This window comes from Paenibacillus sp. Root444D2 (genome assembly GCF_001426375.1).
GTDB lineage: Bacteria > Bacillota > Bacilli > Paenibacillales > NBRC-103111 > Paenibacillus_E.
The window spans coordinates 40039-53486 of the sequence record NZ_LMEO01000003.1; the positions used below are offsets into that span (position 1 = coordinate 40039).

Sequence of the window (13448 nt, forward strand, 5' to 3'; positions counted from 1 at the left end):
TCTTCGAATCTAAATAGAAATTTTCTGATGTTTACTAGACTTATCATACTAGAACCAAAAAACCATTAGAATAAGAATAAGGTCAGAAGTAATCATCAGTTGTTTGACACATCTCCATGTTGACCAGTATCTTTATTTAGTACGACAACTTGTCTAACATTAATTAACTACTACAGGTGGACTTAGAACCCTACAACCATTTTTGCTCATAAATTCAAATTCATTAGAATAAAAATTGAATAAATTTCCCCCATCAGTGCAAACTATCCCAGGTGTCTCCGGTCTTATATTTAGTCCACTATAGGTACCAAAAATCATCTTCTCATCAAACCTATATACTTGAAAACCCGGTACACCCTTTAATAAATAAATTTCAATATCAATATTACGATGTGTACTTAGATCTTCAAAAAAGTTAAGGGACTCCAACAATTTATTTTTAATTGATTCCGTTGTTTTACCGAAGTTTTTTGCTAGTTGATTAACTGCATTAATATCTTCTGGATCTACAAATATTACTCTTATTTTCAATTTTCTTTTATCAGCAATTTCTTTAATAAAATGTCGATTTGCATTTCTCCACAAGTTACCGTATGCAAACATTAAATCTATATTTTGAGCCTTTTCAGAATACTCTTTCCATTCATCGGAGCTAATATTATAAATATCACTATATACTTTAGCAATTCCTTCAGAATTCAAATTATTAGATATATGTACTTTTTGTAATATTTCTTTTAAAAATTCTCTCTTTCCTCTCAATTCCCATAATACTGCTAAACCAACTGAGGCAATTATAGAACCACCGATGTTCTGAATAACAGTTTGCCACTCTTTATGTTGCTCAAAATATGATATTGTCGAACAATAAATAATGCCTACTCCAAGCAGCACAAAAAACAATGCTATCCAATAAAACTTGTAACTTACATTTTCTTCCACGATTTTAGTAGTCAAAATTTTAATCCTCCAGTATTATCATTGTTACTTACTAACCAATTTGATATTCTATAAATATCTTATTTGTCCTGCAAATGAAGGGAGCCTTTTTGTTGTTAATTAAATATGTTGGTCTTTTTATTACAGATGAATTCAAAAGTATCTTGCATACTAAGAGTCCTATTCTGCATGAAAATATTATTAATAATCCTCATGTGACTATTGATTACAAACCGAAGCAAATTAGTTACTATAAATTAATTGGAGAAACACATGAAATAGAAATAACTGGAGTTGGAAACAATGCCGATAATCAAGGTTTTAAAGTAAATCTACCTCCTGAAATTATTAAAATCTATAATGGTTCTAGACTACCACATATTACTGTTTCACTTAATAATAATGCAGAAGCAGTTAACACATGGAAACTGAATTTCAAAGAAATTGATTCTTTTAAGGTGCTTGGTAGACTTGGGTTATCAACGGATAAAGGTATATTGTATAAACTTACATCATTATAAAACTTTTAGAGGTACTCAGAATTAATTCTTATAATAGCTTTGTCGTACTAACATACCAAAAACTCTGACTGAGATGAGCGAGAAATATCACCACTGTCTCAGTCATTTATAATGAGTACAGGTTAAATAGATTAATTTCCAAAGAAGTGATGAATATTTCACTATTTTGGGTTTAGTTAGTAATAATAAAACTCATAATTTCTTATTGAAAGTTCTCAAGCAATTCGCTAGCTTTCAATGTTACTGAGATAGCAAGATCCTTCGGGTTATGGAACTGCTTCCAATCACGCTCATCTCTAAACTCAATAATTTTCTTTATGATAGAATCCATTTGATAGCCCTCCATTCTACTCCAACCCAATCCCCAATACCGAACTACCCAAATCCAAATGCTCCCGATCCAACGTCACCTTCACCTTACCCACGCGCCGCTTCTCACGCCAATCCCGCAGCTCCTCTTCCGTCTCCAAACGCAGTTCAGAAACTTCCTTCGCCCTGCTAAGCATGTAATCTGTCGTATACAAAATCCGATAAATCCCATGCCCCGCAGGAACTATAGCTTTCTCCCTTTTCACCCACTCCTCCACCTCAAACACAACATAAAGCTCATCCGTCGCACCTCGACTAGAGGGAATGGCCGTTATCGCAGAGCGTGGAACAACCTTCCACTCTTTCACTCTTCCATACCACGAGATGCCCACATCATCCGCACCGAACAATCGAATCGACTGATACAACGCGACGTATTCCAATCTAGTCAGCACCTTATGATCCGTAATATTCCGAAGTGGCGTATGATAAAAGCCATGCGCAAGCGCAGCATCCAATTGCGGCTTCTTACTCAAAGCTCCCACCAGCACATTCTTCCCAGATAGCTTGTTCCCGTAATACTCCTTCGTCCCTCTCGGCCTCGTCGTCCGCTCATAGGCTTTCTCCGGACTATCCATGATAATCTCGTCCAGAAACTTCTCCATCAAGCTCGTCGAATTCGGCAAAAATGGAAAAGCCCCAATATTAATGAGCTCCACACTTTTATAAAACTTATGCTGCTGGAACCGCTCCTCATCATGATAGGGAAACAACACATACGCCCCAAACATGCTCCGCTCGTACTCTTTCCCCTGCCCCTCCGAATACACAATCGCATCCCGATAGCGATGCATCGTATTAATATCATCCTCTTCCGGCCCCGGCATCCGGTACCTCTCGAAGTAAGGCGTACCCTCATAAGCAGGATTAATGCGATATTTAGCATCGAAAATATATTTATACTCCGCCGCGGCGTCGTTCTTTTTCAAAGTCAGGACATTATCTGGCCGCTGAGACAGCGTTGGACTCCGATCCCCTTTGGGCAGCGCATTATAAAACAGCGTAAAAATCTCCCCGTTCAACGGGTTTTTATACACCATCTTCGCCTGCTGGGACTTATCTAGTGTGACGAACAGTCCACTCCGATTGATTTTGATAATATCTTGTTTGAGCAGCTCATACTTTTTGCTTAAAAGATGGTGAATCTTCAAGAAACACCAGTATTCATATAGCTGGGCCAAATCTTTCATCGATAATCGGAAAAGATCATTCTGAATCGACAAACCTTTTAACAGCATTAAATAATAACGGTATACCTCTCGGTAACCTGATGCCATTTGCAATACCAGAGAAATAGACAGCTGCCTCATTTCGCCTACATCCAAAAAATCATGCTGTAACAGCCGCTGCACCTGACTCTGCATGAGATTAAGCTTCTTCGTAAGATTAGGGTCTTCCACACGACTTTTTTGGGCTAAACGCGTTTTAACATCCTTAAGCTTCTGCCCAATACGTACAAGCACCCATTTTACGAAACGATTCTCAGCCGTATCATAATGAACATGACGTTTAGTCTCTAGTAAATGAGTCGGTGTATATCGCTGCCCCTCTACCTGAATAACCCCGTTCACCGGATCCTTGGCTAATAGATGTGGGCGCTTGTTTAGGAAGGCGATGTTCTCTTTTCCGGCTCTTTTCACACGTGCAGCATCTACCAGACGATTCTCGCTTCGAAGCTTAGAATGTGGTGATAATTTGATTCTCTCAACAGCCTGCACAAGCTGCGTAAATACATGCTGCAAAATCGTAAAATACTCCGTCAAACTTTGATAATTCGTATCCTTTAACCCTGTCAGGTTGTACGTTTTCCGCAGAAAATCGAACGAAAGATTATAAATCTGTTCATTAACATCCTTAAGGATCATTTGATAGTCGTTCTTATAATCTATTTTCGATGGAAAAATCTCTAACTGGAGCCGAAAAATAGCCTCACCATTCAATCGAAGCTCAAGTTCAGAGAGCCCGACTTCATTTTGAAAATTAAGAATCCCTGATAAAATCATCTTCCCCAGCGGCTTAATCGCCTGTCTCACATGGATATTTTCGTGATGAAAGGTTAAGGGAATTTCCGCCTTCTTTTCAATGACCAGTTCATAGGCCTGCGTTTCATAAAAAGTCGGCGTACACACATCGCCCGAACTCCAATTTGTCATCGCCCTGTGTTCATGAGAGAAAACAGAAATAGAATCTATGACCAACTTATCCACCAACGGCGCAGCGTGAAAATGGGCATCTACCCATTCCTCATCCACATTACGATGGAGATTCAAGGTTTCAACCGTGGGATGGAACGGCTTGCCCTGAATATAGAGATTGAACTGATTCGTCTCGATTCGGAGCAATTCCGTGCTTTGATTAAGAGAGCCAGTATGAGGTAAAGCCATCTTCTTCTAACCTCCGTAGCATGAAGGCGATTTTCCTTGCGCTTTGTGGATATTTGGACGCTACTAACGTCTCCGGAGAAAGATAAAGCTTAGAGGCATCCTCCATATACTCCGTAATAGGTAAGCTAAGATCCTGAGCCACCTGCATCAATTGAAGCAAAGCTTTTTTCACAGACGAATTACTACCTTGAATACGAGGCAAAATCTTCTGCAACAACTGCATATCGAATGCCGCTTCCTTACTAAGCAAAGCAAACCGATCATTATAAATCATGTAAAAACAGACCGCATCCCGGATCCGAAACCCTACGTGTGAATGAATCTGCTCCAAAATCCCATTGATTTTCACCAATAACTCAGTCGTCTCTTCCGTTAACTGCTTATAGTCACGATAAACATCAACCAATTGCAGATATTCGCTTCGCAATAAAGAATTAGGAGGAACAGCAGCACCTTCACTAGCCGGCATCCCTTCACCCGTTGGATATTGACCAAGATCAATGTAATTAAACTCGATCGTGTTGGCGCGGTCTAATACCTTTTTGCTAAAAGGATGCGTCGTCTCATCCATATTCACCGTTCCAACAATGTAAACATTATCTGGCAGATGTAGGTTGCCGTACACTTGCTTATCTGACTCATTTTGCAGGGAGTCTCTATGTATGAGCGGCGTTGTTAAAATCCGATGGTTATCCCACTCTTGCGTCTCAAGCACACTCAGTAAATCGCTGAAATAATGCTCAACCCTAGCCAAATTCATTTCATCCAAGCATATAAAATAGGGCTTATGCTGATTACTCGGCTTTGAAGCTTCAACCAATACCTCCGTTAACTTCCCTGGTCGAAAAACACCCGACAAATCCTTGTAACCCAACAGATCAGAAGGATCGCTCCAATCCGGTCTGACTGGGATTAATGAGAACTGGCCATTACTCGCAGTTGCTCCTACTGCCTCACCGAATAGCTTGACCAACTTCGTTTTCCCCGTGCCGGAAACCCCTGCCAAAATGACGAATGGCTTTGCTTTTAGGGATAGGAAAAAGTTCTCGATCCAATGGTCGGGGTACATGAACCCTTTGCTGGCGATGAAGTTTTTGATTGTAGCTACTCTCTCGATTACTGTTAGTGAATCCACAAGAGGTGTCTCCTCCCAATCTGTATACGTGTACTGCTGACCTGATTTAGAAACAAACTTCAATATCTCAAGCCAGTTGAGCATAAAAATAGATCTTTGTTTTTGGGTAACTTCTCCCCAAGTTTGAAGCATACCTAGAGCATCGATAAACTTAGGAGCGAATTGATCTAAGGTGAAGGATCCTAGCTCCTTACAGATCTCGATAGCTTTATTGATGCTTCTAGTAAGAGGGGTTTGCTCTTCGGTGTTATTTAACTGATTGCGAACTAATTTGATTTGCGTATCACTTAAAACCCATTTATTTTCATTAAAATGGTTCGCATACTCCTGACCTAGATCAGTTAATGAGAATTGGTTCTCATTAATAGATAATAAACCTAAATCTTGCAAGGCTCGTCCCAGATGCCTGACTCTCTCCTTTGGATGCTTCACATCATCTCCAGAGAGAAGAACACTGCCCTGGTTGGATATTAACTCATCTAATGAGATAGCATTGAGTCCATGATCATGCAAGTATTTTAAAATGCCTTGCCCAGCATATAAATGGCTGATCGTATAGTTGAAGCTGATCATTTGTTCGGGTTCCTCATTTTGATTGAGTACTTTGTTTACATATTCGTTATAGTTAGTAACGGCATTATTTAAATCTAAGATTAGCTGTTCGTCATCTGGAAGATGCTCCAAATCATAACGATAATAAGCAACCGTAGACACTTGATAATCTTGGCCTAGACCGCCAGATGTTAAGTAGATGGCATCATCTTTAACCATGCCCTCGAGAGGGAGCACGCTTCGTATCTCTTGCACTTTTTGTTTGAAATATTGGTAGGCCGCTGGCTTACCTTTCGTTTCTATTGGGATCGTGACCCCCTGTAAGAAAGTTAGGTAGACAGATCTCATATCTTCTGCAAAAAGGTAAACCAGATACTCGCCTATGCGTGTTGTCTCTGTGATGCGCTTATCCATGATAGCGATCCATGGAATCGTTGCCCAATTGCCTTGTCCCACTGACCCAATGATCTTTAATTCTGGGTGGATAAACGGCAATTTCCTTATCTCTGTCGGTATCTGTTGTCTTACGAGATTGCCGAGTCTGTGGCCTGCAAACGTTTCTCTTTTTGCGGTTAGGTATGTGAACAGAATTTCGGATAGTGCTTCTTTTATGGAGAAGCTTTCTAGTCTCTGCTGATTGTAATAGTTGTCTAACTCAGTTTGAGCGTGGCTATAAAGTTCACTTAGAACATCGTCAGACCAGTTCTCGTATAGCTCTTCCTTAAAGCCGATAGTTTCTTTATTTTGATCCAAAATAGAGGAGAGTGCTGAAATTGGTGTGGAAAAGACAGACTGCACGTTACTCACAGTCATGTTATTCCAACTCGTTCCCGCTTTCTCCGGTGGCTGATCAACAATTAGACCATTTGATTCTCTCTCTTGAAGTAGTGAGAGGAAGCGTTGCTTTAAATTTAGTAGAGAGACCACATTAAGTCCGGTTACTTGCATCTCAGTTAATAGTGCTAGGATGAGCACTATTTTGTAGGATTTTTGTTTGTTAGTAAATATACCTTGAAGCTCTAACGGTAAGGTCAAATTTATCACCAATTTCGTTAAATAGATTTTTAGAATAAAAGTCAATGTTTGTCTTACTCATTCGACAAAAGGGCAATATGCCCCTTTTTTCTAAGGTTTTAACAGGCGTTCACCAAAGGAGACTACCATTAAGGTAGCCTCCTTTGGTATACGCGTTTGTTTGATGACTTCAAATGAGTTACGTACTCCATATGTGTGGGGTAACGTAAAATAGACAAATTCTGATGTAGCAGTATTCGCTTAATTATCGCCTAGTCTTTAATTCAAGTAGATGTAATATAAAGCATCCTTTCAGAGTGCTTCAGTCATCTGTATTCTCTTTACATCAAAGGGAGTAGACCGAGATCTCCAATAAGTTACTGACTTGTAATTTTTAAAAACTGGCTTTGGACTCTCACCTTAACACCTGATGTTTACATTTTTGGTCTATAAATAGAAAAAAAAACCTAATTAAGCGGGTTTTCCTGATGGAGGTGAGCCGTGGCTGTATAAATCCTCAATTCGTCGCCGCGTGTTGCTCAGGATGTTTGGAGAGGTTGCATGATTCCCCTCACCCAGTACGAACGTGTAAAGACATATACCAAATAAAGTTTCACTTAAGATTAGTTCTACCGTTTATGTTAGTCGAGTTTCTTTGCAGTATAGCGTCTGCCAGTAATTCGAACTTATTATTTTGATCATGAGATATCATCAATTCTTGTTCAATTAGCTGTACTGCTTGTTCTGCACTCAAGGAAAAGAAAAACCTTAATTATTCAATTTAATATTTATTCACACTTTAGAATAGCAGTATAGGTCGTATGTCTCAAATAAATTACCCACTAACACTAACTTAGTTTTAATTTATTAACTTTTTAGTAAGTTCAAAAAAACTTATAACACCTGACTGATCGGTTCCATCAAAGCACCATTTCACTCTATCAAATCGTTCATCTTTCTGAACCTCAAATAAAATAAACAAAGCATCTTCATTATTCATACCTGGGTATCCTAACTCCTGTACCTGTAATCCTGTAATAATTCGAGTACCCTGCAACACACTCCATAATCCTGACCCTTCCAATGTAATAGAATCGAATATTAGAGCAAATTTAACTGTAAAAAGTTTTGAATCTACAAAATCATCAACTTTATATAAGACTTTATTATTAACTTCCATCCATGATCGTTGACTATATTCTGAGTTTGCCAATATCATGACGGTTGATTGGTTGAGTGGAAGTTCCCTAATATCCGAATCTGCAATATCTAAAAATATATTAGGTGTTTCTTCAGATGATTGATAGAGGCCGAAGACACTAAATGTAAGTTCTTCACGCCTCGTTACTCTATTACTCAAATGATCCAAAATTTCATTTAAAAATACTATTAACTCATCTGAACCATCCTGTGTTTCATCCGGCCTTAACGTAAAGGCTCCTAGCCCAGGCAGAATTTCATGGAAATACTCTCTCCATTTACGCGAACTATTTCCAGGATATAATACATATGCCCCTGCTGTCCTTCTAATTGCATCTCTATATGCATGCATTTTTAACAAGTCTGATCTCTTTGCGAAACTTCCGTTCTGGAATGATGCTTTTTCCTGTTCTAGTTCCCTTTCAATCTCAACAATATTACTATCATCCACTCCAAACACTTCTGTCAAATTATCCACACGATATTTTGCATCAAAATGAACGTGAACCATTGCCTCTTGTTCTTCAGCCTGTATATAAGTGAGATTAGCTGGCCAGAAACTTAAGGTATAGTCCGGCCTCATATGCCTAGTCCATGAACCACTTTTAGGATATTTCTTACTTCCAGGGAAGGTCCTATTGTATGAGAATTGAATTTTAAATACTCGTCCATTGCGCTTATAAGTAAATTCGGGGATAGTTAGTTCTTTTCCAGAACGCAGTGTGATCCCGAAACCATCCCTAGTTTCTTTTAGAACATGTTCAAATAAGTTTACATCCATACTGAAATGATTTTGTAGAATCTCGACCAGTTTAAAAAAGACCCAATATTCGTAAAGTAAAGCCACATCTTTCTTACCTGCACCATACACATCATCACCACCAGCCCACTCTAGGTTAGCACCCAAGTCAAATTTCAGCCACGCCTGAAAAATTTCCCTGTAACCCTCTTTACGATGTAAAACAGGACTATTGAGTGGTAAATAAGTTAATTTAGAGAGTTCTTTAAATATAGATCTACTCAAAACCTCATTTAGTTCTTCAATCATACGATTAATATCTTCTCTTAATCGAATATCTGCTAAAGTTTTTCTTCCCTCTAAGAGATACGCCACTTTATTCAAATAATCAATAAAATAATCTAATACGTATCTAATGAATTGATTCTCTGCTGTATTAACAGTTTCTCGTCTCGTGGAACTTATAACAGTATTAGGAACAGATGTTATTAGAGAGTACAATGAATGGTTTGATGGTAAAGTACTACGTTGTTTGCTAGAGACTAATTGACGCATGTTTTTAGCATTTGGTTTAAAACCTTTATTTAAGGAAACGTTCTCTTCATAGAGTTCCATTTTAGTTTGAGGCATTGATGTTACACGTTGAAGCGCGTCCCTAAACTCGCAAGAGTTTATCAAAGACTTTAGAAAAGCATATTTTTGCTCTACAGTATCTGGCTCTCTCGTCGGATCAGGTGATAACTTTAACTGTGAGGGAGATTTAACATGAAGTAACAAGTCCATACATTTCTCAGCGATGAAATCCAGCATATTACGATAATCATTACGATAATCCAACTTGGTAGAACGAACTTCAACACCTGCCGTAGCAATAATCTGCTTTTGACTGTTTACTAATTCAAGAATCATTAACCCTGTGTATAAACCCGTTGTTATTAACCCTCTATCGTTTAACCCACTATTAAGTGATAATCTTTTAATAGCATCATTCTCCCTTAGAAAGGTATTCGGCGGGGAATCCTGAAGGGAGTATTCATATGTGTAACCTTCAAGCAACTGAACTGTCTCTTCTCCATACATCGTTGCTTCATCTTCATTAACTATTTTTAATACGTTACTTTTAGCCATATTTGAATAATTACGAACTGGAGTAATGATTAATTTTGCAATAATGCTTCCATTAATATCTTTAAAATTGATCTCAGCTTGCATATCACGCCTCCGAGAAACTCACAAACCCGTTTTGTTCCAACAAAATAAGCATTCTCTGGATCTTCTCATAACTACGTTTATAATAAGCGTTCTCCCATTTGTTAATGAGCTCTCCATCTCTTTCAGAAAGTGGATTCGAACTTGAATGTAGTTGCATCGCTTTAGTGATTTTTTCGAAAATCTCGTCTCGGTTAATTAACTGTTCTTCAATCAAAGGGATAGCTATATCCCCTTCTGTACTCTCCCTAATGTTGCTAAGATCTTCAGATGAGGTAGTTCTCCCCCCCTCTTCAGGTGTTTCGACTATACTAGATTCTTCTGTGGCGGAGACTAAGGGCGCTGTTGCTTCTGGTTCTACCCCTCGGTCATTCGACATATTTCCCGCCGAAGAATCTCCCTCCCATTTATGCTCTATATTACAAATTGAAGCAAGTACCCATAATAGACGCTCCATCTTTTTTCTAGGCCCATGAAGTTTGGGTAACAATTTCTGAAGTATTTGCATATCAATTGCATCTCTCGTTATGTATCCATTACTAGAAACTTTTTTGTAAAAATACAAATATCTAGCAATTTCCTTCGCCGTTCTAAAACCAAATTCCACACCGAACTTTGATAGAACATCAAAAAGAATAAGTAACTCTTCTTTTATTACTTTCTTATCTTGAACTTCTAATGTAAATTGTTCTTGTTTAGCAGTAGCAACAAACGCTGGACCAAATCGTTGCCCTTTGGAACTGATTAGACTTAAATTAATGTTAGATGGGTTATCTAAATACTCACCAAGTTCCTGCCTCGTTACCCTAAATTCAATTACATTAGCACGATCCAGAACTTTTGGAGAAAACATATAGGTTGTTTCATCAACATTTACAGTGCCTATAATAAATAAATTTGATGGTATTTTTACAGACTTAGGCACACCAGACCTTGCACTAGCCCCACTGTCACTATGAAGGTGTACATCCTCATCTGATTCAAGTGCAGATAATATATCTGCAAAATATCTTTCTACGTGGGACAAATTCATCTCATCTAGAATAATAAAGAACGGCTTATTGGTGTTAGCAGGTTCATTAGCCTCAATAATTAATTGAAGTATTTTAGGCGTAACATATCTATTAATATCCAACGCATCTGCATATCCAAGAACATTTTCATTACTTGTCCAATCAGGTCCTACTGAAATTATTGCATACTGATTTTCATGGCTAGAAATCCATTTTGCAAATGATTGAGCTAGCTTAGTCTTCCCAGATCCGGCTAAACCAGTAAAAATTAAAAACCTTTTTGTTAATAAACTGGTAATAAACCTGTTAACTAGGTCATGTGAGACTCTTACTCCGCTATCATTAAGTTTTTCTAAAAATTCCATTACAAAAGTAGAATAATCAAAGTATGTTTGGCTTCTCGAAGTAATTAAAATCTCAATAAAAGCTTCATTAGATGGTCTATCATTCAGCAGATCGGTCGGCCATGGGACACCATTGTTAGCATTAAATCTGCTAGAAAACTCAGGTGCTATTCTACAACCACTGCCTAAATACGATTCTTGAAAGTAGATAAATAATTCATCCCAACTATTTATTGTTTCCGGGAATCCAATAAAAGCATAGAGCCAAACAAGCATTTCCTCAAAATAAAAAGAGGATGCTAAGTTTGTTTCAAATTCATTTCTAAATGTTGGCTGTAATCGTATACCGCCATTAGTTACAGATAGAACACCTTTATTTTTCAAGGCATTATAACCTGTTTGAGAGTAAAGATTTGCCCAAAGTTGTTGGCGACCTATACTAATAAAATCCCCTACCTCCAGAGATACATCATTAAAACTAGGTCGTATATTGTTTCTCTCACCGGCTTGCGATAATCCAATCAGATGACCATGAAAATGATTTTTCAGAAAACCTGAATCTGTTCCAGCATGATCTTTTAAAACAACATTAGAATGGTGGTTAACACCGTTTACTGCCAATACAAGAGGAACCAGCACTTTTCCACTGTGAAAGTTCCCCAGATGTTGACATGCTTCTTTAACGCGTTCAGGAGTAAAGTACTTACTCATTAGTATCCACCTTACGACTTTTGGATTTTTTGAAATTCATTTTATTTCCTGGCCATTCTGAAAAGAATGGCGAATCATTTTTGATTGTTTTTTCTAGAATGTTCCATTCAGAATTAGTTATTCCATTGTTAATTAGGTATTCTGAAACTCCAGCCGTGTAGTCTGGATTTAAGTCGATACCTACTGCATTTCTTCCAAGTTCTCTCGCTGTATCTAATGTGGTACCACTGCCTAAGAATGGGTCAAGTACATGTCCCCCTTCAGGAGATCCAGTAAGAATACATCTCCGTGCCAGTTCACTAGGAAATGGAGCGTTATGGTCTAATCTCTTTACACGTTCAATAGGAATATTCCACACATCTTCTTCGCCCTCGGGCAGGGCCTGTCTGTTATACGAATAAAATCTCGACTTTGAAAAAAGAAAGACATGCTCATACTGGCGGTACGGCCTGTCAAGAGCAGAGGGTTCTACAAAAGAGTTACCTCGATTCCAAATGATATTACTTCGTAAAGTCCAACCCCTGTTTTGAAGTTCAAAAGCAACTTTCCAGGGAACACCTATTAAGCTTTTTTTAGGAATATCCCATCCAGACTTGTCAACTGCTCTTAACTTCTTACGCATAAAATTTCTGGATCCACTTCTTGGATCTGATCCCTTAGGTTGTCCATTACCGGAGTAATACGTATCACCAATATTTAAGTAAAACACCCCTTCTGGATGTAAGACTCTTTTAACCTCATCAAATACATCTGCTAACTTATTCACAAAATCCTCGACAGTGTCTTCATGTCCTATTTGCCCTTCAACATCATAATCTCTAGCCCAATAATAAGGCGGACTTGTAATTGCAACATTAAAGATGTTTGATGGCAATAATTTAAGTTGTTCTAAAGCATCACCAGTTAGTATTCCGAAATGGTTTTCACCATTAGTAAAAGCGGTTTTCTTTACTATTTGTTTACTAGTTAATATTTTTTGATTTAATTGATTCATAGAAACCACCCATCCGTTATTTACATTACCATTTTAACATCTTTCTAATGCTAAGAGCTAAAAATACTTTTCCAATTAAACTTTTAATAATTACCATTGCCTTATAAAGATATATTTCGAGCTAATACAATGTAGAACATTAGTTCCCCTCTTTGATATTATATCATATATATTGGTTCTTAGAATTTATAGAAAAATACAAAGGAGATATCTTTAAGTTGGCTCCTTTTCTTTCTAGTAATTCAAATTCTGCTTGTATAAACTCTGTAACACTATTGCACTTCTACCATCAACTTAAAATTCGTTTTCATACTACTTACATAC

General features: G+C 37.9%; 7 protein-coding genes and 1 pseudogene. 1 reads left to right on the forward strand and 7 read right to left on the reverse strand.

Annotation, left to right across the window (positions count from 1 at the left end; translation table 11 throughout):
* Window positions 1-159: 159 nt before the first annotated feature.
* Window positions 160-957: a hypothetical protein gene (locus tag ASD40_RS03220; RefSeq protein ID WP_057301896.1), complete on the reverse strand. Its 798-nt coding sequence runs from the start codon at window positions 955-957 to the stop codon at window positions 160-162.
* Between the two features lie 95 nt (window positions 958-1052).
* On the opposite strand from ASD40_RS03220, the gene ASD40_RS03225 reads away from it, so the two are divergent.
* Window positions 1053-1460, forward strand: coding sequence for a hypothetical protein (locus ASD40_RS03225; RefSeq protein WP_057301897.1), 408 nt, complete (start codon window positions 1053-1055; stop codon window positions 1458-1460).
* A gap of 205 nt (window positions 1461-1665) precedes the next feature.
* Here the strand turns inward: ASD40_RS03225 and ASD40_RS38435 are convergent.
* The 6 genes and pseudogenes from ASD40_RS38435 to ASD40_RS03255 form a co-directional block, all read right to left on the reverse strand.
* Window positions 1666-1791, reverse strand: a pseudogene (locus ASD40_RS38435) (nucleotide pyrophosphohydrolase); the annotation flags it as partial.
* Between the two features lie 16 nt (window positions 1792-1807).
* Entirely contained in the window at window positions 1808-4213 is a 2406-nt protein-coding gene (locus ASD40_RS03235; RefSeq protein WP_057301898.1) for a restriction endonuclease-like protein, read from the reverse strand.
* Window positions 4185-6935, reverse strand: a complete 2751-nt coding sequence (locus ASD40_RS03240; protein ID WP_156389880.1) for an MrcB family domain-containing protein — start codon at window positions 6933-6935, stop codon at window positions 4185-4187. The genes ASD40_RS03235 and ASD40_RS03240 overlap by 29 nt, the downstream gene beginning before the upstream one ends.
* 838 nt (window positions 6936-7773) lie before the next feature.
* Window positions 7774-10065 (reverse strand): DUF2357 domain-containing protein, encoded by a 2292-nt coding sequence (locus ASD40_RS03245; RefSeq protein ID WP_057301900.1) that lies wholly within the window; start codon window positions 10063-10065, stop codon window positions 7774-7776.
* Window position 10066: 1 nt separating this feature from the next.
* Window positions 10067-12130, reverse strand: coding sequence for an McrB family protein (locus tag ASD40_RS03250; protein ID WP_057301901.1), 2064 nt, complete (start codon window positions 12128-12130; stop codon window positions 10067-10069).
* Window positions 12123-13124, reverse strand: coding sequence for a DNA-methyltransferase (locus ASD40_RS03255; RefSeq protein ID WP_057301902.1), 1002 nt, complete (start codon window positions 13122-13124; stop codon window positions 12123-12125). The genes ASD40_RS03250 and ASD40_RS03255 overlap by 8 nt, the downstream gene beginning before the upstream one ends.
* Between the last annotated feature and the right edge of the window lie 324 nt (window positions 13125-13448).